At 71.3% G+C, this 21637-nt stretch carries 24 protein-coding genes; 13 read left to right on the forward strand and 11 right to left on the reverse strand.

Features of this window, described 5'->3' with window-relative positions:
* The first annotated feature begins 332 nt into the window (after positions 1-332).
* The 6 genes from uvrC to JTN19_RS13890 are packed head-to-tail and all read left to right on the forward strand — an operon-like array spanning position 333 to position 5540.
* Complete coding sequence (uvrC, locus tag JTN19_RS13865) at positions 333-2228, forward strand: excinuclease ABC subunit UvrC (RefSeq protein WP_206933848.1); 1896 nt, start codon at positions 333-335, stop codon at positions 2226-2228.
* A 5-nt stretch (positions 2229-2233) separates the two neighbouring features.
* Positions 2234-2836 (forward strand): CDP-diacylglycerol--glycerol-3-phosphate 3-phosphatidyltransferase, encoded by a 603-nt coding sequence (pgsA, locus tag JTN19_RS13870; RefSeq protein WP_206933850.1) that lies wholly within the window; start codon positions 2234-2236, stop codon positions 2834-2836.
* On the forward strand, positions 2833-3435 hold the full coding sequence (locus JTN19_RS13875) for a hypothetical protein (RefSeq protein ID WP_206933852.1): 603 nt from the start codon (positions 2833-2835) through the stop codon (positions 3433-3435). The genes pgsA and JTN19_RS13875 overlap by 4 nt, the downstream gene beginning before the upstream one ends.
* A gap of 5 nt (positions 3436-3440) precedes the next feature.
* Positions 3441-3692, forward strand: coding sequence for a molybdopterin converting factor subunit 1 (gene moaD, locus JTN19_RS13880; protein ID WP_206933854.1), 252 nt, complete (start codon positions 3441-3443; stop codon positions 3690-3692).
* A gap of 4 nt (positions 3693-3696) precedes the next feature.
* On the forward strand, positions 3697-4140 hold the full coding sequence (locus JTN19_RS13885; protein WP_206933856.1) for a molybdenum cofactor biosynthesis protein MoaE: 444 nt from the start codon (positions 3697-3699) through the stop codon (positions 4138-4140).
* Entirely contained in the window at positions 4134-5540 is a 1407-nt protein-coding gene (locus JTN19_RS13890; protein ID WP_242531143.1) for a hypothetical protein, read from the forward strand. The genes JTN19_RS13885 and JTN19_RS13890 overlap by 7 nt, the downstream gene beginning before the upstream one ends.
* Here the strand turns inward: JTN19_RS13890 and JTN19_RS13895 are convergent.
* A complete protein-coding gene (locus JTN19_RS13895) occupies positions 5485-6270 on the reverse strand; it encodes a M23 family metallopeptidase (RefSeq protein WP_206933858.1) in 786 nt (261 codons plus the stop codon). The two genes, JTN19_RS13890 and JTN19_RS13895, sit on opposite strands and share 56 nt — an antisense overlap.
* Positions 6267-7700, reverse strand: coding sequence for an exodeoxyribonuclease VII large subunit (gene xseA, locus JTN19_RS13900; protein ID WP_206933860.1), 1434 nt, complete (start codon positions 7698-7700; stop codon positions 6267-6269). The genes JTN19_RS13895 and xseA overlap by 4 nt, the downstream gene beginning before the upstream one ends.
* Positions 7701-7744: 44 nt before the next feature.
* Here xseA and purD point away from each other — a divergent pair, with 44 nt between their 5' ends.
* A complete protein-coding gene (purD, locus tag JTN19_RS13905) occupies positions 7745-9013 on the forward strand; it encodes a phosphoribosylamine--glycine ligase (RefSeq protein ID WP_206933862.1) in 1269 nt (422 codons plus the stop codon).
* A 77-nt stretch (positions 9014-9090) separates the two neighbouring features.
* Positions 9091-9300, forward strand: a complete 210-nt coding sequence (locus JTN19_RS13910) for a hypothetical protein (RefSeq protein WP_206933864.1) — start codon at positions 9091-9093, stop codon at positions 9298-9300.
* Between the two features lie 3 nt (positions 9301-9303).
* Here the strand turns inward: JTN19_RS13910 and JTN19_RS13915 are convergent, their stop codons facing one another.
* Positions 9304-10089: a nitrilase-related carbon-nitrogen hydrolase gene (locus tag JTN19_RS13915; protein ID WP_206933866.1), complete on the reverse strand. Its 786-nt coding sequence runs from the start codon at positions 10087-10089 to the stop codon at positions 9304-9306.
* 91 nt (positions 10090-10180) lie between these two features.
* On the reverse strand, positions 10181-11032 hold the full coding sequence (locus tag JTN19_RS13920) for an NUDIX hydrolase (protein ID WP_242531144.1): 852 nt from the start codon (positions 11030-11032) through the stop codon (positions 10181-10183).
* Between the two features lie 62 nt (positions 11033-11094).
* On the opposite strand from JTN19_RS13920, the gene JTN19_RS13925 reads away from it, so the two are divergent.
* The 4 genes from JTN19_RS13925 to JTN19_RS13940 all read left to right on the forward strand — a co-directional run bounded on the left by JTN19_RS13925 (position 11095) and on the right by JTN19_RS13940 (position 14821).
* The gene (locus tag JTN19_RS13925; protein WP_206933868.1) at positions 11095-12969 is read left to right on the forward strand and encodes an ABCB family ABC transporter ATP-binding protein/permease; all 1875 of its coding nucleotides are present in this window, start codon (positions 11095-11097) and stop codon (positions 12967-12969) included.
* A 285-nt stretch (positions 12970-13254) separates the two neighbouring features.
* Positions 13255-13497 carry a hypothetical protein gene (locus JTN19_RS13930; protein WP_184383447.1) on the forward strand — a complete coding sequence of 81 codons (243 nt, stop codon included), beginning with the start codon at positions 13255-13257 and terminating at the stop codon, positions 13495-13497.
* Between the two features lie 122 nt (positions 13498-13619).
* Positions 13620-13916 carry a 50S ribosomal protein L28 gene (rpmB, locus tag JTN19_RS13935; protein ID WP_206933870.1) on the forward strand — a complete coding sequence of 99 codons (297 nt, stop codon included), beginning with the start codon at positions 13620-13622 and terminating at the stop codon, positions 13914-13916.
* A gap of 134 nt (positions 13917-14050) precedes the next feature.
* Positions 14051-14821 (forward strand): sensor histidine kinase, encoded by a 771-nt coding sequence (locus JTN19_RS13940; RefSeq protein ID WP_206933872.1) that lies wholly within the window; start codon positions 14051-14053, stop codon positions 14819-14821.
* Positions 14822-14830: 9 nt separating this feature from the next.
* Here the strand turns inward: JTN19_RS13940 and JTN19_RS13945 are convergent, their stop codons facing one another.
* The 6 genes from JTN19_RS13945 to JTN19_RS13970 form a co-directional block, all read right to left on the reverse strand.
* The gene (locus JTN19_RS13945; protein ID WP_206933874.1) at positions 14831-15880 is read right to left on the reverse strand and encodes an esterase-like activity of phytase family protein; all 1050 of its coding nucleotides are present in this window, start codon (positions 15878-15880) and stop codon (positions 14831-14833) included.
* 94 nt (positions 15881-15974) lie between these two features.
* A complete protein-coding gene (gene cobT, locus JTN19_RS13950) occupies positions 15975-17840 on the reverse strand; it encodes a cobaltochelatase subunit CobT (RefSeq protein WP_206933876.1) in 1866 nt (621 codons plus the stop codon).
* Between the two features lies 1 nt (position 17841).
* Entirely contained in the window at positions 17842-18159 is a 318-nt protein-coding gene (locus JTN19_RS13955; RefSeq protein WP_206933879.1) for a hypothetical protein, read from the reverse strand.
* A gap of 7 nt (positions 18160-18166) precedes the next feature.
* A complete protein-coding gene (gene cobS / locus JTN19_RS13960; protein WP_206933880.1) occupies positions 18167-19168 on the reverse strand; it encodes a cobaltochelatase subunit CobS in 1002 nt (333 codons plus the stop codon).
* Between the two features lie 61 nt (positions 19169-19229).
* Positions 19230-19913, reverse strand: coding sequence for a DUF2459 domain-containing protein (locus tag JTN19_RS13965; protein ID WP_206933883.1), 684 nt, complete (start codon positions 19911-19913; stop codon positions 19230-19232).
* On the reverse strand, positions 19913-20497 hold the full coding sequence (locus JTN19_RS13970; protein WP_206933885.1) for a J domain-containing protein: 585 nt from the start codon (positions 20495-20497) through the stop codon (positions 19913-19915). The genes JTN19_RS13965 and JTN19_RS13970 overlap by 1 nt, the downstream gene beginning before the upstream one ends.
* Before the next feature lie 64 nt (positions 20498-20561).
* Here JTN19_RS13970 and JTN19_RS13975 point away from each other — a divergent pair, with 64 nt between their 5' ends.
* Positions 20562-20837 carry a BolA family protein gene (locus tag JTN19_RS13975; RefSeq protein ID WP_206933887.1) on the forward strand — a complete coding sequence of 92 codons (276 nt, stop codon included), beginning with the start codon at positions 20562-20564 and terminating at the stop codon, positions 20835-20837.
* A gap of 110 nt (positions 20838-20947) precedes the next feature.
* Here JTN19_RS13975 and JTN19_RS13980 read toward each other — a convergent pair whose 3' ends face one another.
* The gene (locus tag JTN19_RS13980) at positions 20948-21538 is read right to left on the reverse strand and encodes a DUF2889 domain-containing protein (RefSeq protein WP_206933889.1); all 591 of its coding nucleotides are present in this window, start codon (positions 21536-21538) and stop codon (positions 20948-20950) included.
* Between the last annotated feature and the right edge of the window lie 99 nt (positions 21539-21637).

A 21637-nucleotide genomic window follows, 5' to 3' on the forward strand; every position in this document is an offset into this window, starting at 1 on the left:
AGGGACGTGGATTTCATCCACCGGCCCGACCTGCCCCGCAAGGGTTTCGCAAAGCACCACATATGCGTCACTGCGCTGCAACAAGCCTTAACCTCTTCGCGTTAATATCTTTATAAAACAGTATCTTAGTATTTTGCCGAGTTTCTGGGCAATCTCTTGCAAGTCCAGTCCAAAGGCCGAACACAGGAATGCGGGCCCTGTGTCGCTCACAGGGTTATCCACAGCTTCCGGGGATAGTTTGCGAAGGCGCTCCGAAGGCTGGAAAACGGCCCGCGCGTTTCCATCCGGTGTCCCGCGACGGGGCCGGCACAGCCACAGGTTGCCAAAGCGTTATGTCCACTGACCAAGTTCCCGGGCCCGTTCCAGACGCGCCGACGCCCTCCGGCCTGGCGGTGCTGGAGGCCGCGCTGCCCGGCCTGCCGCTCTCGCCGGGCGTCTATCGGATGCTCGATGGCAAGGGGGATGTGCTCTACGTCGGCAAGGCGCGGGCCATCCGCAAACGGGTCGCGCAATACACCCAGACCGCCCGCCTGCCGGAGCGGCTGCGGCGCATGGTGTTCGAGACGCGGCGGGTGGAGGTCATCACCACCGCGTCCGAGGCCGAGGCGCTGCTGCTGGAAGCCAACCTCATCAAGAAGCTGCGGCCGCGCTTCAACATCGTCCTGCGGGACGACAAATCCTATCCCTGGCTGATGGTCAGCGACGACCATTCCCACCCGCAGATCGCGAAGCACCGGGGGGAGCGGCGGAAGGGCGCCAGCTATTACGGCCCCTTCGCCAGCGTCTGGGCGGTGAACCAGACCATCACGGCCCTGCAGCGGGTGTTCCTGCTGCGGACCTGCCGGGACACCGTGTTCGAGACGCGCGACCGGCCCTGCCTGCTCTATCAGATCAAGCGCTGCTCTGCCCCCTGCGTGGACCGGATCAGCCGCGAGGACTATGCGGGCCTGGTGGCCGAGGCCAAGCAGTTCCTGGCGGGCGAGGTGCCGACCATCCAGAAGCGCCTGGCCGCCGAGATGGAGGCCGCGGCCGAGGCCCTGGAGTTCGAGCGCGCCGCCAGCCTGCGCGACCGTATCCGGGGGCTCACGCATGTGCAGGGCAGCAGCCGCATCAACCTGGACGGGGTGGGCGATGCCGATGTGGTGGCGCTGCACATGGCGGCCGGCCAATCCTGCGTGCAGGTCTTCTTCTTCCGGGGCGGGCGGAACAACGGCAACCGCCCCTATTTCCTGACGCACTCCAAGGCCGACATCACGCCTGAGGAGGTGATGGGGAGCTTCCTGGCCCAGCTCTATGACGACCTGCCGCCGCCGCCCCTGGTGCTGACCAGCCATGAGGTGCCCGAGGCCGCGCTGGTGGCCGAGGCGCTGGCGCTGAAGGCCGGCCGCCGCGTGGAACTGCACCGCCCCCAGCGCGGCGACAAGCGCGCCGTGGTGGAGCACGCCGAGACCAATGCACGCGAGGCGCTGGAGCGGCGCCTCGCGGAATCCACCGCCCAGGGGCAGTTGCTGGAGGGGGTGCAAAGGCTGCTCGACCTGCCCGACCGGCCGGAGCGGATCGAGGTCTATGACAACAGCCATATCATGGGCACCAACGCCTACGGCGCCATGATCGTGGGCGGGCCCTCGGGCTTCCTGAAATCCGCCTATCGGAAGTTCGGCATCAAGGAAGCGAAGGCCGGCGACGATTTCGGCATGATGCGCGAGATGCTCGAACGCCGCTTCGGCCGCGCGCTGAAGGAGGACCCCTCCCGCACCGGCGAGGGCTGGCCGGACCTGGTGGTGATTGATGGCGGGCAGGGGCAGCTCTCGGCGGCCGCGGCGGTCATGGAGGAATTGGGCCTGCACGACATCCCGCTGCTGGCCATGGCCAAGGGGCCCGACCGCGACGCCGGCCGCGAATGGTTCTTCATGGCCGGGCGCGAGCCCTTCCAGCTGCCGCCACGTGACCCCGTCCTGTATTATCTGCAACGTCTGCGCGACGAGGCGCACCGCTTCGTCATCGGCAGCCACCGCGCGGGGCGCGCGAAGGCGCTGACGAAATCCGAATTGGACGACATTCCGGGCGTGGGGCCGGCGGTAAAGCGGCGCTTGCTGAACCATTTCGGGTCGGCGCGGGGGGTGAAGCAGGCGGGGGAGACGGACCTGGCCAACTGCCCCGGGGTGGGGCCGTCCCTGGCGAAACGCATTCATCAGCATTTCCACCCGGGCCTTGGGCAAGCTACATAGCGGAAGTGCCCACCGATCTTCCCAACCTGCTCACCATCTCCCGCATCCTCGCCATCCCGGTGATGGTGCTGCTGGTCGCCATCCAGGCGCCCTGGGCGGACATGGCGGCCTGCGCGGTGTTTTCCGCCGCCGCCATCACCGACTATTTCGACGGGAAGCTGGCGCGCGACTGGCAGATCACCTCCGATTTCGGCCGCATGCTGGACCCCATCGCCGACAAGCTGCTGGTCGGCGCCGCGCTGATGCTGCTGGCGGGCTTCGACCGGCTGGGCGAATTCGGCCTGCTGCCGGCCATTGTCATCCTGCTGCGCGAGATCCTGGTCTCTGGCCTGCGTGAATATCTGGCGGGGCTGAAGGTGGGACTGCCGGTGACGAAGCTCGCCAAGTGGAAGACGGGCTTCCAGATGGGCGCGCTGGGCGTGCTGCTGGCGGGGGATACGGGGGCGGCGGTGATCGGCCTCGGCTTCCTGCCCGTCGCCATCATCGGCGAGGCCATGCTCTGGACGGCGGCCGCGCTGACCCTCATGACGGGGTGGGACTACTGGGTGGCCGGGCTGCGCCATGCCGCCCGACCGCCCGGCGCGGCCCCCGAGGCCGACCGCCGATGACCGAACAATCCCTGCCCGGCGCCCCGCGCGCCGCGATAGGACCCGGCGCGGGACGCGCCGCGATAGGAAAGGTGCTGGACGTGGCCAAGCCTGTGATCCCCGGTGGAAACTTCGCCGCCCTCGCCCTGGCCGGGCTGCTGCTGTCGGCCTGCGGGGGCGCGGGCGGGGTGCAAGTGCCTGGGCTGTCGCCCTCCTTCTCGGCCGGCCGGGTGGATTTCCCAACGGACAGCCTGACCATCCAGCGCCTCCGCACCGGCCCCGTGGCCGATGCCCCCGTGCTGACGGTCGAGCCGGGCAATGTCTGGCCCGAGCAGGAAGGCCAGCGCGCCACCCTGGCGGACCCCGACGCCGCCCTGCGCGGCCTGCCGCGCGCCACCTTCCCCGACGCGCCCCGCCAGCCGCCCATGCAGCGCATCGCGCCCCGCGCCGATGGGCGCATCATCAACACGCCCGACGGCGCCGCCGTGACCACGGGCGGCAATGACCGGGTGCAGGGCACGCTTTCGCCCCGCGGCTCGGGTGTGGCGATTCGCGATGGCGGGAATGTCACCATCATCGAGCCCGGCACGCCGCCCCGACTCGTGCCCGCGCCGCGCTGAACCGCATGAAGATCCTGTATTTCGCCTGGCTGCGCGAACGCCTCGGCGTGGCCGAGGAAGAGATCATGCCGCCCCCGGGCGTGGCCACCGTCCGCGACCTCATCGCGCACATGGCCGCGCGCAGCCCCGCCCATGCGGAGGCCTTCGCCGCCGGCAAGGGCGTGCGCTGCGCCGTGAACCTCGACTTCGCCACCCCCGATGACCCCGTGCGCCCCGGCGATGAGGTGGCCTTCTTCCCCCCCGTCACGGGGGGCTGACCCGATGCTTCGTGTCCTGGTCCAGGAAGCCCCCTTCGACGTGGCGGCCGAAATGGCACGCCTCACCGCATCCCGCGACGACATCGGCGCGTTGGCCAGCTTCACGGGGATTTGCCGCGCCGATGACGGCCTGGCCGCCATGGTGCTGGAGCACTACCCCGCCATGACCGAACGCGCGCTCACGCGCATCGCGGAGGACGCCATGCGACGCTGGCCGCTGACGGGCTGCACCGTCATCCATCGCGTCGGGCGCCTCACGCCCGGCGAGCCGATCGTGCTGGTGCTGGCCGCCAGCGCCCACCGGGCCGCGGCGCTGGAGGCCTGCGCCTTCCTCATGGACTGGCTCAAGACCAAGGCGCCTTTCTGGAAGCGCGAGGAACCGCGCGAGGGCGCGCCGCGCTGGGTCGAGGCCCGCGCCGAGGATGACGCGGCGGCTGCCCGTTGGTAGCCCCGCCGAAGCCCGTCCCCGCCCGACGCGCCGCGGCGCTGGTGGCCATCCTGGGCGGGGCGCTGCTGCTGCTCTGGCCCGCGGTGCTGAACGGCTATCCGGTCATCTTCAGCGACACGGGGGCCTTCATCTCCCAGACCGTCGTCCCGCTGATGATCTGGGACAAGCCCTGGATCTACGGGCCCTTCGCCTGGCTGTTCCACCAGCATGTCTCGCTGTGGTTCACCATCATCGCCCATGCGCTCATCGTCTCGCACATGGTGTGGCTGCTGGGGCGGGTGGCGGGCTGGGGCTCGCCGCGCCGGCATGTGGCGCTTTGCCTCGGGCTCGCGGCGCTGACGGCGCTGCCCTGGTCCGTCTCCATCGTCATGCCCGATGTGCTGACGCCGGTGGCCGTGCTGGGCACCGCGCTGCTGGGCTGGGGCTGGCCGGCGCTGAGCCGGGCCGAGCGCGCCTGGCTGCTGCTGCTGACGCCCATCGCCGTCGCCTCGCACCTGTCGAACCTGCCCGTGATCTTCGCGGTGCTGGTGCTGGCCGTGCTGCTGCGCGCCGGCTGGGGGGTGGCGCTGCGCGCGGCGGTGCCGCTGGTGGGGGCCATCGCCCTGCTGCTGGTGACCAATGTGGTGGGGCATGGGCGCCTCTCCATCTCGCCCTATGGCAGCACCTTCCTGCTCGCGCGGCTGACTGCGGATGGGCCGGCGCAGCGCACCATCGCGGCCCTCTGCCCGGAGCGGGGCTGGTATCTCTGCGCCTTCGTGGGGCAATTGCCGGATGATGCGGATGAGTTCCTCTGGAACCGCACCAGCGCCATGAACCGCCGGCCGGACGGCACGCCCATCTTCCTGGGCGGGCGGGAAATCGCGCCCGAGGCGCGCGAGATCGTGATGGAAACGCTGCGGCGAGAGCCCGGCACGGTGGTGATGCTGGGGCTGGGCAATTTCCTGACGCAGATGACGCGCTCGGGCCTTGGCGACACCACGCGCCAGCGGGATGTGGGCTATGGCGTCATCCCGCACCTTCGCAACGGCTTCCCGGCGGCTGAGGTGGCCCGCTTCCAGGCCGCGCTGCAGCAGCGCGACGAGTTGAACGCCTGGGCCCTGGCCGTGGCGCGGATCTTCCCGCTGGTGCTGATCCTGGCCGCCCCCTTCGCGCTGCTGGCCTGGGCGCGGGCCCATGCGGCGCGGGATGCGCGGGCGCTGGGACTGCTGCTGGCCCTTCTGGTGGGCATGACGGGCAATGGGCTGGCGGCGGGCGCGCTGTCGGGGCCGCATCCGCGCTACCAGGCGCGCATCGCCTGGTTCCTGCCCTTGGCGGCGGTGGTCTTCTGGCGCCCGCGGCCGGAGGTCATCCCGGCAGCAACGGCTCCGGATCCAGCCAGGTCGCATACCAGCCCAGGCTGAAATGGAGGTGCGGGCCGGTGACGCGGCCCGTGGCTCCCATGTCGGCGATGCGGGCGCCCTGGTTCACCTCCGCCCCCTCGGCCACATGGATGTCGTTCAGGTGGGCGTAGAGGCTGTGCACCCCATGGCCATGGTCCAGCACCACCAGCTTGCCGAAGAAGAAGAACTCCGCGGCCAGCGTCACGCGGCCGGGCAGGGTGGCGGCGATGGGCGTGCCCGTGGGGCCCGCGATGTCCAGGCCATAATGCGGCGCACGGGGCTGGCCGTTCAGCACGCGCTGGCTGCCAAAGACGCCGCTGATGCGCCCGCGCGCGGGCCAGGCGAGGTTGCCCGTGAAATCCGTACGCGGCGTGTCCGTGGCGCGCGCCTGGGCCAGGCGCGTGCGCTCCGCCCCGATGCGGCGCAGCGCCTCGGCATCGGGCGTCACCTGGGCGGGGGGCAGGCCGGTGATGTGCTGGATGCGCCAGTCGCGCGGGGCGACCTCCAGCACGCGCGTCTCCTGGCCCACGCGCAGGGTGGCGCGGGGGGCGTGGTCGCGGCCGAAGCCCAGCGCGAAGCGGCCCTCGGGCGAGACGCGCACGGCGCGCCCGTCGAGGGTGACGGCGCGGCCGGCGGCGCCCGCGCCACGCAGCAGCCCGCCCTGCTCGGCGCGGCCTTCCAAGGTGAAGGCGGCGGCGGGCCGGGCCAGGGCCAGCGCGGGCAGGGCGAGGGCGAGGCGGCGGGCGATCATAGCAGCGTCCCTTGCTTGTCCGTGGCGGCCGGGGCGCGGGCGGCCTGGGCCTCCACGCCGCCATCCTGGAAGGTGAGGCGCAGCCTTTGGCCCGGCCGCACGGCGGCGGCGGTGATGACGGCCGCCCCCTTGGCGTCCTGCACCAGGGCGAAGCCGCGCGCCAGGACCGCGTGGTAGCTGACGGCCTCCAGCCGCGCCGACAGCCCGGCCAACTGGGCGGTGCGCTCACGGATTAGCGCGGCGACGGGGGCGGAGGAGAGGCGGCTCAGCGCCGGTGCCGCCGAGCGGCGCTGCTGGCAGCGCGCCCAGGCCGCATCGGCGCGCTGGGCCAGGGAGGCAAGCCCCGCGCGGGCGGCGGCCATGGCCTCGCGCGGGTGGCGCAGCCTCGCCTCGGCACGCACCAATTGCCCGCGCTTCACTTGGACCAGGGCGGGCAGGGCGCCGGCAAGCCTTTCGCCGCGGTCGTCCAGGCGCTGCCGGGCCTGGGCCAGCAAAGCGGGGGCGTCGGGCAGGAAGCGCTCGGCGCGGGTCAGGTTCAGGTGGACGGCGCGCAACCGGGCCTGCACCGCCTGGTCCAGCCGCGCGGACTTCTGCGCGATGTCGGCCGCGATCTCGACGCGCGAGGGCACGGCGAGTTCCGCCGCTGCCGTGGGCGTGGGCGCCCGGCGGTCGGAGGCGAAGTCGATCAGGGTGGTGTCGGTTTCATGCCCCACGGCGCTGATCACCGGGATGGTGCAGGTGGCGGCGGCGCGGACCACCTCCTCCTCGTTGAAGGCCATGAGGTCTTCGAGGGAACCGCCGCCGCGCGCCACGATGATGACGTCGGGGCGCGGGATGGGCCCGCCCTCCGGCAGTGCCGAGAAGCCGTTGATGGCGGCGGCGATCTGCGCGGCCGCGCCCTCGCCCTGCACCGCCACGGGCCAGAGGATGACGTGGCGCGGAAAGCGGCGGGCCAGGGTGGTGCGGATGTCCTGGATGACGGCCCCGCGCTCGCTCGTCACCACACCGATGACGCGCGGCAGCAGGGGCAAAGGGCGCTTGCGCTCGAACAGGCCTTCCTTCAGCAGCGCCACGCGCAGCCGCTCGATGCGCGCCAGCAGCGCGCCCTCGCCCGCATATTCCAGCTTGTCGATGATGAGCTGGTATTTGGAACGGTCGCCATAGGTGGAGACGCGGCCGGTCGCGATCACCTCCACGCCGTTCTCGGGCTTGAGGCCGAGGTTCCGCACGGCGCTCTTCCACACCACGCTCTCGATCTTGGCGTCCTGGTCCTTGAGCGAGAGGTAGATGTGGCCGGAGGGGTAGGGCTTCACCTCCGTCAACTCGCCGCGCACGCGGATGCGCGCGAAGCTCCCTTCCAGGGTGCGCTTGATGGCGCCCGCCAATTCGCCGACACCGTATTCCGGGATGTTGGAGATGGTTCCGTCCATCGGCACCTTATACGGATCGTTTCGGGTTTTGCGGAGGCAGTGTGATGCGGGTTCTCGTGGTGGGCGGTGGCGGACGGGAACACGCGCTGTGCTGGTCCATCGCGGTTTCACCCTTGCTGACGAAGCTGTGGTGTGCGCCGGGCAACCCGGGCATCGCGGAGGTGGCGGAATGCGTGGGCGTGGGCGCCACGGACATCGAAGCGCTGGTGGGGTTTGCGAAGTCTGAACGCGTGGACCTCGTGGTGGTTGGCCCGGAGGCCCCGCTGACCTTGGGCCTCGCCGATGCCTGCGCGGCGGCGGGCATCGCCTGCTTCGGGCCAAGTGCGGCGGCAGCGCGACTCGAGGGCAGCAAGGCCTTCTTCAAGGAGGTGGCGGTGGCCGCCGGGGCCCCCACCGCGCACTACGCCGTCTTCACCGAGGCCGAGGCCGCGCGCGCCCATATCCGCAGCCGCGGCGCGCCTATCGTGGTGAAGGCCGATGGGCTGGCCGCCGGCAAGGGCGTGGTGGTCGCCACGACGGAGGCCGAGGCGCTGGAAGCCGTCACCGACATGATGGAGGCGGGCATCCATGGCGCGGCCGGCGCGCGCGTCGTCATCGAGGAATGCCTGGTGGGCGAGGAGATCAGCTTCTTCGCACTTTGTGACGGTGTCTCTACAATTCCCTTCGGCGCCGCGCAGGACCACAAGCGCGCCCATGACGGCGACCAGGGCCCCAACACCGGCGGCATGGGCGCCTATACGCCCCCGCCCGCCTTCACCCCCGCGCTGCAGGAGGAGGTGATGGCCACCTGTATCCGCCCCGTGCTGGCCGAGATGGCGCGGCGCGGCGCGCCCTTCCGGGGCGTGCTCTTCGCCGGGCTGATGCTGACGGAGGCCGGCCCCAAGCTGCTGGAATTCAACACCCGCTTCGGCGACCCCGAATGCCAGGCGCTGATGCTGCGCCTGAAGAGCGACCTGCTGCCCGCCCTGCTGGCCGCGACCCAGGGCGAACTCGCCCATTTCGACCTGCGGTGGGAGGCGCTGTCCTCCATCGTGGTGGTCATGGCCGCCGAGGGTTATCCGGTGGCACCCGTGACGGGCAGCGAGATCCGCGCCCTGGAGGCGGCGGCGCAGGTGCCGGACGTGACCATCTTTCACGCCGGCACGGCGCGGCGCGAGGATGGCGCGCTGGTCGCCGCCGGCGGGCGCGTGCTGGGGGTGGCGGCGGTGGGGGCCAGCCTGCGCGAGGCGCGCAGCGCGGCCTATGCCGCGGTGGACCGGGTGGACTGGCCAGGCGGCTTCTGCCGGCGGGACATCGGCACGCGGGGGCTTTGACGCCGCCTGGCGGCGCGCGTGCAGCCACCCCGCACCCCTCGCGTTCCTTCCCTGTGGTGGCGGAAGGAGTTCGCGAAATGGTGTCGTTCAAAGGCTATCTGGAAATGTGCAGGTTCCAGGATTCACCCGAGGCCGATTTCGTCCAGGCGGCCCTGGCCGATGGGCGGATCCATGGCGCGGGCTCCTGGGAGGAACTGCGCGCCTATCTCGAGACGGAGCGAAACGCCTCGGCGCGCGAGGTGCAGGCCGCGCAGAACATCTGGCGGGACTTCCAACGCTCGCCCTGAGCCTCAGACGTCCAGGCCCCAGTAATGGACGGTGCCGCCATTGACCTGGGCCGTGGAAATCCCCTCGACCGGGAGGGCGGTGGCCGTGCCGAAGGGGCCCGCCGCGGGGTAGACCGCGACCGCCATGGCGCTGCCGCCGATATCGCATTGCGCGACATAGCGCGTGGCGACGACCACGGGCGCGCGGATGGACATGCTGTCCGACACCAGGATCTGCACGTGGATGGTCTTGCCGGCGGTGGCGTTCCAGCTGGCCAGGCGCCCATGCTCGCCGCAGACCTCGAGGCCGAAGCCGATGCCCTCCACCTTGAAGTAGGGGTCGCTGTCCTTGGTGACGTAGTCGAGCGTGCCGGGGTTCTTGCTCGCGGCGCCGTCGTCGAACTCCTTGTAGGCCTTCAGCAGGAAGCTGCCGTTCCGCAGCACGGGGCAGACATTGTAGGCGGCGTCATTCGTCCCCTGCGGCTTGTGGTAGAAGATCGAGCCCGCCACCAGCACGAGCGAACCGGCCTTCTTGGAGGTGGATTTCAGCGCCGAGTAGATCGCGTGCTTGTCGTCGCGCCCCATCGCCAGCGGGCCGTGCTGCGCCACGACCTTGCCGATCTGCCCGTAGCCGGACCAGAAATACTCGGGCGCCACCAGCATCCGCGCGCCAGGCCTGCCGCTCTGCTTGGTCTTCAGGATCGCGTTCGCCTGTTGGACCGTCATGTCGAACTCGGCGGCACGGTTCGCGGGGTTTGCCCCGAAGCCGTTCTTGTCCACCTTGAGCATGCCAAGGGCGAGATAGGGCATGGCGCGTCACTCCCCTGCGGCCCATGAAGCGGCCCGGTTGCGCGCAACGGTTCCAGATACGGCCCTGAGTTGCAAGGCCATTCCGGCCCGGTCAGGCCCCCTGGTCGAGCAGGGGCGCGAGGGTCGCGGCCTCCGCCTCGGGCAGCAGGCCCTCGCGCAGGAAGAGGTGGATCAGCACCAGGTTCACGTTGAATTTCACGCTGTCCGTCTCGCGCACCGCCTCCAGCAGGCGGGTGGCGGGCCAGAGCTCGAAGCGCTCCACCTCGTCGTCGTTGGGGGTGGGGGTGAAATCCTCGGGCAGCTCCAGGTCATAGACGTGCAGCACGTCGCGCCGCAGACCCTCGGGCAGCGTCAGGATGTAGGAGACGCGGCCGGCGGGGCGGGCGCCCGCCACCAACTCGGGCGGGATGGAGGCTTCCTCGGCGGCTTCCTTCACCAGCGTCTCGGCCGGCGTGAGGCCCGCGGGCACGCCGCCCCCCACCAGGTTGTCGAGCTGCCCCGGGGCCGCCGCCTTGTCGCGCGCGCGCACCCCCACCCAGACATGCAGCCCGTCCGCGCGGCGCACCAGCCCGTTGAGGTGGACGCCATGGCCGATGATGCCGAAGGCCGGGATGGCCCCGCGGTCGAGCGTGCCCAGCACCGGCCCCTCGAATCCCGCGCGGATGTCGAAATTCTCGCCGCGGGTGCGGAGATACCCCTGCTTGGCCAGGTCCCGGCAGGCGGCGGCCAGCGCGTCGGAGCGCGCGCCGGGGCTGCGGAGCCGGCCCGCCATGGCGACCCCGTCCGCGTCGAAATGGAAGCTCTGCGGCAGGAAGGTCAGCGCCTGGGCCAGTTCCTTCGACACCCAGCCCACCTGGGGCCCGCCGAAGCGGAAGGGCAGGAGGTGCGCGGGGGAGGGCGTGTTGTTGCAGGCCAGGATGTGGCGCATCAGCGTGGAGGACATGTCATCCATCTAACACCGGGCCCGCGCTTTCCAACCTGCGCGTTCCGCGCCATGTGGCTGCGATGCAACCGAAGCCCCCCGGAAACCACCGCAGCGCCCTGATCTCCATCCTCCCCTATCTCTGGCCGCGCGGCGAGACGGAGATGAAACTGCGGGTGGTGGTCTCGGTGATCTGCCTCATCCTCGCCAAGGCCGCGAACGTGCTGGTGCCCATCGCCTATGCGCGGGCGGTGGACGCGCTGGCCCCGCGCGAGGGGGTGGGGGCCATGCTGGCCATCCCCATCGCCCTCATCCTGGGCTACGGGCTGCTGCGGGTGGTGAGCGCGGGTCTGGCCGAGCTTCGCAACGCGGTCTTCGCCAAGGTGCAGGCGCGGGCCGCGCGCTGGGTGGCGCTGCGCGTCTTCCGCCACCTGCACGCGCTGTCCATGCGCTTCCACATGGACCGGGCGACGGGCGGGCTTTCGCGGGTCATCGAGCGCGGCACGCGCGGCATCGCCATCGCGCTGAACTTCCTGCTGTTCAACATCATCCCGACCATCGTGGAAATCTTCCTGGTGGCGGGCATCCTGTGGTGGCTGTTCGACGTAAGCTTCGCGCTGACCGTCGTCATCACCATCACGGCCTACATCGCCTTCACGCTGATCTTCACCAACTGGCGGCTGCGCTTCCGCCGCGCGATGAACGCGATGGACGAGGAGGCGAACACCAAGGCCATCGACAGCCTGCTGAACTACGAGACGGTGAAGTACTTCAACAACGAACGCCACGAGGCCAACCGCTACGACGAAAGCCTGCAGCGCTACGAACGCGCCTACACCCGCAGCGAGGTGACGCTGAACGTGCTGAACGCCGGCCAGGCGCTGATCATGTCGGCGGGGCTGACGGTGGTGATGCTGCTGGCGAGTGGCGGCATCGCGAACGGCACGATGAGCGTGGGCGACTTCGTGATGGTGAACACCTACCTCATCCAGCTCTACCTGCCGCTGAACATCCTGGGCTTCGCCTATCGCGAGATCCGACAGGGGCTGACGGACATGGAGCAGATGTTTTCCCTGCTCGATGTCCCGCGGGAGGTCGAGGACGCGCCCGGAGCCCCCGCGCTGAGCGTGCCGGAGGGGCGCGTCGTGTTCGAGGATGTGCGCTTCCACTACCGCCCCGACCGCGAAATCCTGAAGGGCGTCAGCTTCGAGGTGCCGCCGGGGCGGATGCTGGCCATCGTGGGGCCCACGGGGGCGGGGAAATCCACCATCTCGCGGCTGCTCTTCCGCTTCTATGACGCGACGGGCGGACGCGTGCTGGTGGATGGGCAGGATGTGCGCGGGGTGACGCAGGACAGCCTGCGCCACGCCATCGGCGTGGTGCCGCAGGACACGGTGCTGTTCAACGACACCATCGCCTACAACATCGGTTATGGGCGGCCGGGGGTCACGGAGGACGAGATCATCGAGGCCGCCAAGCTCGCCCAGGTGCATGACTTCGTGATGAAGCTGCCCGAGGGCTACCGGACGCGGGTGGGTGAGCGTGGGCTGAAGCTCTCGGGTGGCGAGAAGCAGCGCGTCGCCATCGCGCGCACCATCCTGAAGAACCCGCGCGTGCTGATCCTGGACGAGGCGACCAGCGCGCTCGACACCGCGACGGAACAGGACATCCAGGCCGCCCTCCGCCAGGTGGCGACGGGGCGCACCACGCTGGTCATCGCGCACCGGCTCTCCACGGTGGTGGAGGCGGATGAGATCATCGTGCTGCAGGAAGGGCGCATCGCCGAACGCGGCACCCATGCGGGGCTGATCGCGGAGGGGGGGCTTTACGCCCAGATGTGGCAGCGCCAGGCCGATGCGGTGGCGGCGGCCGAGGCGGCGGCACGGGCGGAGGCCGAGGCGCGATTTGGCGAAGGGCTCAGCGCGCGGCGGCAGGGCGAGCAGCCCCCCGGCGCCTGATCCGCGGAGGCGGAACGCCGGAGCGGTGAATCAGCCGCCCAGCCAGCGCCTGATCCGCGCAGGCGGAACGCCGGAGCGGTGAATCAGCCGCCCAGCCAGCGCCTGATCCGCGCAGGCGGAACGCCGGAGCGGTGAATCAGTCGCCCAGCCAGCGCCTGATCCGCGCAGGCGGCATCGCCCGCGCGGTGAATCAGCCGCGCGACATGACGTAGCCGTAAGCTTTCCCCCCTTTCGTCACGCCTGTGTCTGCCCCATGTCGGGACCAGGGTTTGTAACCGGGAAAGAATGAGCATGGAGCAACAGACGCCCGAGGATCTGAGCCACGCGGGCTCGGTCGTGGACAAGGCGATCGAATACATGCTGGAGCAGAACATCGCCCCGGTCTCGGCGGCCTCGGCCCTGCTGGGCGGGGCGCTGGGGCTGCTCTCGCGCAGCATGGATGACCGCTCCATCGCGGGCGTGCTGCGCCAGGCCTTGGCGAGCGTCGAGGCGGGGGAGCTGCGGCAGCTTCCCACCTTGCCGCGCTGACGCTTCGGCATGGGGTGGATTCGGCCACGCGCTTGACTTCGCGCGCCGGCTGACGCAAACAACCCCACGCATTGACACCGCGCGCGGTATGCCGCGCGCGATTTTCGTTTGGGATCACGATCATGGCTCGCCGCTGCGGCATCACCGGCAAGACGGTTCAGTCTGGCAACAATGTCAGCCACGCGAACAACAAGACGCGCCGGCGCTTCCTGCCCAACCTGCAGCACCAGTCCTTCTGGTCGGACGTGCTGGGCACCTCGGTCCAGATCCGCCTGACGACGCATGGCATCCGCACCATCGAGCACAATGGCGGCCTGGATGCCTTCCTGCTCACCACGCCGGACCGGCGCCTGCCCGCCGAGGCCATCACCCTGAAGCGCCGCGTCGAGCGCGCCCAGGCGAAGAAGGCCGCGGCCTGACACCACGGACGGGCGCAAGCCCCATGAAACGCGCCGTGCCCGCAAGGGCCGGCGCGTTTTTCGTTTCCGGCGCTGAATCTCATTCGATGAGACGGTCCAGGGTTTCTTAACCCTGGCCGCCTATCTTCGGCGTCATGTCGAGCGGCTCCCTTCTCTTCAGTCTTTCCCTTCTCGTCCTCGTGGCGGGGCTGGCCGTGGCGGCCCTCTTCCGGCTGCGCCAACTGACGGCGCGCCTGGCCGCCGCCGAAGCGCGCGCCACACGCGGCGGCCGTGCCCTCGACCTCATGGCGCGGGAGGTGCATGGGCTGGGGCTGGGCCTGCTCGGCCGGGCCCAGGTGCTCGGCGGCGAGGCCGGGGCGGGCTTCGAGGCCGAGGCCCGCCGCATCCTCTCCCTCGCGGATGCGGTGGTGGAGGCCCATGGCGTGGTCAGCGCCGCGCGTGCCCTGCGCGATGAGCGCTTCGCCCTGGGCCCCGTCCTGGCGGATTCGGTGGAGGCCGCGCGCCGGCAGCTCGGCCCCGGGCTGCGCCATTGGCGGCTGGACCCCGTGCTCGAATCGATGGTGGTGCGGGCCGATGCCCGGGCGTTGCGCGGCGCGCTGGTGCAGGTGCTCTGCCGCGCCGCCCGCGCGACCTGCGAGGGCGATTTCATTGACATCCGCGCGGTGCAGACACCCCAGGGCGTCACCATCGTGGTGGAGGATGAGGGGCTGGGTCTCGCCGTGGACGACCTCTCGCCCGCCCCGCACGGGAGCGAGGAACCGCGCACGCGCGGCCTGGTGCTGGGCCTTTCGCTGGCGCGCGCGCTGCTGCGCGCCCATGGCGGGGAGCTGGTGATGGAGGCCGCGCCCGGCGTCGGCGCCCGCGCCTTCCTCTCCCTGCCGGCGAATCGCGTGGTGACCGGCTGACGCGCCCCGTCAGGGCATGTCGTAGAGCAGGACCATGCTGCGCTGGGCCGCGCGTTCATTGTCGTCAGAGATGAGGGCCACCAGCGTGCGCCCGGCGTGGCGGGCCACGGCCACGCCTTCCCAATTGTCGGCGGGGCCATCGCCGGGCAGGTGCAGCAGCGTCTCGCCCCGCAGCGGCCCGCTGCCTGCGAAGGCCTGGGGCGGGAGGTGCGCCAAGCGGCACCGGAACCCGCCAAACAGCGAGAAATCCCGTTCGACCACCAGCGCGCCGCCATCGGGCAGGCCGGCGGCGCCGGTGGGCACCATGGGTGTGGCGGGGACGTAGTCGCGCGGGGTCCAGGCCACGCGGCGGCCCGCGATGGTGCCGAGCCAGGCGCGGGTGGTGCCGGGCGCGGTGCCGCGCAGCTGTTCGGCCAGGGCCAGCAGCCGGCCATCGGCCAGCAGGGTCAGCCCCTCCAGCCCCCCATTGGAGGGCGCGTCCGTCAGGCCCGGCGGGCTGGGGAAGGGGGCGCCAGGGCCCTCCAGCAGGCGGTGGCGCTGGAGGCGGTGGCGGCGCTCGAAGCCCACCAGCCAGTCGCCATCGGGCAGGCGGGTGAGGGCTTCCGCATCGCCATGGGTGATGCCGCGCAGGGGCGCCCCGGCGGCATCGCGGAGCGGACCGTGCCGCACACCCGAGACGGCGCGGGGCGCGCCCGCGGCGTCCAGTTCCAGCCTTGCCCGCCACCAGCGGCCGCGGTCGCTGACCGCGGTCAGGGTCAGGTCGGACGCCAGGTGCAGGCCGGAGAAGCCGCCGAAACCCCAGGCGCTGGTGTCCAGCACCAGCCCGCCCCGGGGGCGCAGCCCCGGCGTGCGGGGCTCGGGCAGGGGGAAGGGGCCGGCGCGCGGCAGGGTATCGCCCTGCGCCGCACAGGCGGTCAGGGCGAGGGGGAGGGCGAGGCAGGCGCGCCTTGAAGTCAGATCACCGCCGGCGCGCGTTCGGTGGCGGCCCGCTGCGTCGCGCCGCAAGGCGCGCGGGGCGATGTCGCGCCGCAAGGCGCGCGGGGCGATGTCGCGCCGCAAGGCGCGCGGGGCGATGTCGCGCCGCGAGGCGTGCGGAGCGATGTCGCGCTTTTCGGCGCGCGAAGGATCAAGCGTGGCAGCGGGCTGCCTCGCATCAGATGACGGCGGGCGCGCGCTCAGAGGCGGCCCGCTGCCACGCTTCCGCGGCATCCTCGTCGAACAGCTCGGCCAGCTTCTTCATCATGGTGCCGCCCAACTCCTCGGCGTCCACGATGGTCACGGCACGGCGGTAGTAGCGCGTCACGTCATGGCCGATGCCGATGGCGATCAGCTCCACCTGGTTGCGCGTCTCGATAGTCTTGATGACGTCGCGCAGGTGGCGCTCGAGGTAGTTGCCCGGGTTCACCGAGAGCGTGCTGTCATCCACCGGCGCGCCATCGCTGATCACCATCAGGATGCGGCGGTGCTCGCTGCGGGTCAGCAGGCGCTTGTAGGCCCAGTCCAGCGCCTCGCCGTCAATGTTCTCCTTCAGCAGCCCCTCGCGCAGCATGAGGCCGATGGCCCGGCGCGAACGGCGCCAGGGCGCGTCGGCGGCCTTGTAGACGATGTGCCGCAGGTCGTTCAGGCGGCCGGGGTTGCGCGGCTTGCCCTCCTGCACCCAGCGCTCGCGGCTCTGGCCGCCCTTCCAGGCGCGGGTGGTGAAGCCCAGGATCTCGGTCTTGACCGCGCAGCGTTCCAGCGTGCGGGCCAGGATGTCGGCGCACATGGCGGCGACGGTGATGGGCCGGCCGCGCATGGAGCCGGAATTGTCGATCAGCAGGGTCACGACCGTGTCGCGGAAGTCGGCGTCGCGCTCGCGCTTGTAGGACAGCGCCAGGGTCGGGTTGGCGACCACGCGCGCGAGGCGCGCGACGTCCAGGATGCCCTCCTCCAGGTCGAAATCCCAGGCGCGCTGCTGCTGCGCCATGAGGCGCCGCTGGAGCCGGTTGGCGAGCTTGGAAACCACGCCCTGCAGGTGCTGCAGCTGCTGGTCGAGCTGCTGGCGCAGGCGCGTGAGTTCGTCGGGGTCGCAGAGGTCATCGGCCTCCACCACCTCGTCGAACTGGGTGGAGAAGGCGCGGTAGCGGCTGGCGTCGTCGGTGACGGGGACCTCGCGGCGGGCCTGCGGGCCGCCGGGCTTCTCATCGCCCTCGGCGGCGGCGCCTTCCTCCTCGGATTCCTGCGCCTCCTCGTCGGCGGCGTCGCCCTCCATGGTCTCGGGCTCGGCGCCCTGCATGGATTCCTGGTCCTGGGACTGCGCCTCGCCGGCCGAGGACTGGTCCTGCTGGCTGGCTTCCTCGGCGCCTTCGTCGCCCTCCTGGTCCTCGTTCGCCTCGCTTTCCAGCTCGGCCTCGGCCAGGTCCATGGCGGCGAGCAGCTTGCGGGCGGCGCGGGCGAAGCCCTCCTGGTCATCGGTGGCCGAGCAGAGCTCGTCCATCGCGGCACTCGCCTTCTCGTCCAGGCTGTCGCGCCACATGTCGAGCACGCGCTGGGCGGCGGGGGGCACGGGCTCACCCGAGATGCGTTCGCGCGCCATCAGGGCCAGGGCCGAATGCAGCGGCAGCTGGTCCTTGCGCGTCATGCGGTCATAGCCCTCCGCCTCGCACTCCTCGGAGAGGCGGGCGCGGAGGTTGGCGGCCACGCCGGCCATGTGGCGGCTGCCCACCGTCTGCACGCGCACGTCTTCCAGCGCGTCGAAGACCTCGCGCGCCTCCTTGCGGGCGGGGGCGCGGGCGGCGTGGGTCGCTTCGTCGTGGTGGCGCAGCTTCAGCGCCACGGCATCGGCGGCCCCGCGCAGCTTGGCCATCTCGGCGGCGGGAAGGCTGCGGGTGGGCAGCGGCAGGCGGGCGCGCTTGCCCGAGACGCCGGCGGGGCCGGGCTGGAAGGCGACCTGGACTTCCGTCTGCTGCGCGATGGCGCGCACGGCGCCGGCCGTGGCCCGCTTGAACTCTTCCTGCCGCGTGAGGTCCTGTTTGCTCATGTCATGCCTGCCTTGCGAGCCAGATCCAGCACGCGCCGCGCGCGAGCAGGCCGGTGGCGATCGAGGCGCCCAGCGCCTGGACGAGATTGGAAGTGACGCCCGCGCCGACCCAGGGGTTGGACGCCTGGGTCAGCGAGAGGATGAGGCCGGCCAGCGCGCCCGCCACCGTCCAGCGGGTGAAGGTGGCGGCGCGCTCCTGCGCGGGGGTCTGGACGGGGCGGGGCTGGGCCGCGGCGGCCTGCGCCTTGGGCGCGCGACGGCGCGGCCCCAGCCGTTGCCGGGCGCTGCGTGGAATGGCCTGTGCCGCCCTGCGCCCCACCCTGTCCTCAGCCCGCCTTCTTGTAGAGGCCGGTCGCGATCTCCTCGTTGAAGCAGCGCTGGTAGTATTCGGCCACCGTGCTGCGCTCGGCCTCGTCGCACTTGTTGAGGAAGGTCAGGCGGAACGCGAAGCCCACATCGCCGAAGATGCGCGCGTTGTCCGCCCAGGTGATGACCGTGCGCGGCGACATGACGGTGCTGATGTCGCCCGCGATGAAGCCCGCGCGCGTCAGGTCGGCCAGCGCCACCATGGCCTCGACCTGCTTCTTCATCTTGGGGTCGCTGCTGCCGATCTTGGCGAGGACGATTTCCGTTTCCTGCTGGTGCGGCAGGTAGTTCAGCGTGGCCACGATGTTCCAGCGGTCCATCTGGCCCTGGTTGATCTGCTGCGTGCCGTGATAGAGGCCGGTCGTGTCGCCGAGGCCCACCGTGTTGGCGGTGGCGAACAGCCGGAACATCGGGTGCGGGCGGATCACGCGGTTCTGGTCGAGCAGGGTCAGCTTGCCCTCGACCTCCAGCACGCGCTGGATCACGAACATCACGTCCGGCCGGCCTGCGTCATACTCGTCGAACACCAGGGCGCAGGGGTGCTGCAGCGCCCAGGGGAGGATGCCCTCGCGGAACTCCGTGACCTGCTTGCCGTCCTTCAGGACGATGGCGTCCTTGCCGATGAGGTCAATGCGGCTGATGTGGCTGTCGAGGTTGACGCGGATGCAGGGCCAGTTGAGGCGGGCGGCCACCTGCTCGACATGGGTGGACTTGCCCGTGCCGTGGTAGCCCTGGATCATCACGCGGCGGTTGTGCGCGAAGCCGGCCAGGATGGCGAGCGTCGTCTCGCGGTCGAAGCGGTAGGCGGCGTCGGGCTCCGGCACGTGCTCGGTGCGGACGGAGAAGGCCGGCACTTCCATGTCGATATCGAGGCCGAAGACCTCGCGCGCGTTCACCGTCACATCCGGCATGTTGATCGCGCTGGTCGGGCGCACTTCACCGATCGGGGCCACTTGGTTCATCACGCTTCCGCTTCGCTGCAAGGGAGAGTTTCCCGATGTTAGGGCAGTCGTTCCCGGGCGGCTACCCGGGGCGATGGCCGATGGAGGCAAGGTTGCGCGGCGCGAGGCCACAGGCGGCGCCCAGCGCGGCCGCATGGCGCATCACCGCGTCGGGCCAGGTCACGCCCGTGGGGCTGAAGGGAAGGCCCGCGCTGGCCAGCGCCCGCGCCGTCCAGGCGTTGCAGTTGTTCTCGAGCGTATAGGTCTCGCGCGCCTCGAAGAAGAGCGCGTGCGGGATCGCGTCCACGCGGATGGGAATGGGCGCCTCGCCCGCGAAGGCGTGCGCGATGAAGGCGGCCAAACGCGCGCGGGTGGCGGGCGCCATGGGCAGGGGGGCGATCTCGCGCCCCGGCACGGCCTGTTCCGGCGCCGCGCGCAGCGGCGTCACCTGCAGGGCGGCGGGGCCGGGCAGGGGGCCGCGCAGCCATTCCCCCAGCGAGGGCTCGGGCGCGGTGATGAAGCTGCGCTTGCCGAAGCCGAACATGACCGTGTGCGCGCCCGGCAGGCGGGCAGCCAGCGCGCCCAGCACGGGGCCTTGCAGCGCGTCCCGCGGCAATGCCACGTCGCTGTGCCAGGAGATGGCAACGAGCCAGGCGGGCAGCCCGCCCGGATCGAGCGCGCAGGAGGTCACTTGCGGCTGGTGCAGGCTGGCGCAGCCCGGCAGGCAGGCCGCGGCCAGCAGGGACCGGCGGGCGAAACCCGCCATCAGCCCGCCGCGGCCGCGGGCTCGGCATTCGCGCCCACGCGGCGGCGCAGCAGGGAATAGGCGCGGTTGATGTCCTTCAGCCGCTCCTCCGCGCTGCGGTCGCCGCCATTCGCGTCCGGGTGGTAGCGCTTGGCCAGTTCCTTGTAGCGCGCCTTGAGCGCGGCGGCGTCGAGTGGCCAGGAGAGTTCCAGCAGGCCGAGGGCGGCGCGCAGCTCGGGCGGCGCCTCGCGCTTGGGCTCGGGGCGGCGTTTCTCGTGCAGGGCGGTGTCGCGCAGGATGCCGAGCGGGTCCGCCACGCGCTCGGGGTCGAGCCGCGCGCCGAGCCGGCCCAGCGGCCAGGTGGGGCGCTGCCAGCCGGTGTCGGAGCGGATGGCGTGCTCGATGTCGTTCGGCCCCATGCCGCGGTAGAAATCCCAGCCCTTGTTGTATTCGCGCACATGCTCCAGGCAGAACCAGAGATATTCGCTGAGGCTGCGGTCCTTGGGCGCGCGGAACTCGCCGGGCTCCGGGCAGCCGGGGGCGGCGCAGCCCCGCGGTGGCGCCTTCGGGTCGGTCTGGGGCTGGAAGCTCGTGCGCCGGGCCATCGGTCGGTTATGGGTTTGCGGTGCGGGCTTGGCAACATCGCGGGGTTGGGCAAGTTTCGACGGCATGTCCGATCGCGCCACCCGCATCCGCACCGCGCTTGACGCGCAATTCCAGCCGCTTCGCCTCGAAGTGGTGGATGACAGCCACATGCATGCCGGCCACGCCGGCGCGCGGCCGGAGGGCGAGACACATTACAGCGTGCTGCTGGTCAGCCCGAGCTTCTCGGGCATGTCGCGCGTGAACCGTTCGCGCGCGGTGCACGCCGCGCTGGCGGCGGAATTCGCCAACGGGCTGCACGCCCTGGCGCTGACGCTGCGCGCGCCGGAGGAACTGGGCTGAAGCCTTGCTGAGCGACTGATTCACCGCTTCGGCGATTTCGCCTCCGCGGATCAGGTGTTATCGCGCGACTGATTCGCCGCTCCGGCGATTCCGCCTCCGCGGATCAGGCGCTATTCGGCCTTGGCGGGTTCGGGCGGCTGGTCGCTCCATTCCGGCCATTTCTTCCGGACGACCGGGCTCGAGGGCGCATAGGCGTGGCAGGTGCCGAGCAGCGCGGGGCGCTTGCGGGGCGCGCCCTTCGCCTCGGCCGCGCGCTGGGCGGCCTGGCGGCGGCTGCGGATGGGCCACATGGTCTGGAAGGCGACGGTGGCCATCTGCGCCAGCAGTTCGCGCAGATGGGTGCAGCCCTCGACGCCGCCCACGCGCTCATTCACCGCGCGGTTGAAGCCGGGGCCGATGGAAAGGCCCGCGAGCCGCGCGAAGTTGGAGGTGGCGCCGGGGCAGACGGCGAAGGGCGTGTGGTCGGAGGCGGCCTCGCAGGCGGTGATGACCATGTCCTCGTTCACCGTGAGGCGGATCCACATGCCATGGATGGGGTCGCCGGGATTCACCTGGCCGCGGTGCTCGGAGGGGAAGCCGTAGGTCTTGGTGTCGGTGAGGTGGGCCTCCACGTCCACCAGCCCATCCTCGCGCAGGTAGCCGCGCAGCGAGATGTCGCGCAGGTGTTCGAGCTTGCGGGGGGCGGGGGCGGGGAGGGGCATGTCCGGACAATAGGCGGAATGCTGCGTCGCCGCAAAGCGGCGCGGGGAGAAGCGCCGCAAAGCGGCGCGGGGAGTGTCGCCGCAAAGCGGCGCGGGGGG

Source organism: Roseococcus thiosulfatophilus, from assembly GCF_017311575.1.
In the GTDB taxonomy this organism is placed as follows: Bacteria; Pseudomonadota; Alphaproteobacteria; order Acetobacterales; family Acetobacteraceae; genus Roseococcus; species Roseococcus thiosulfatophilus.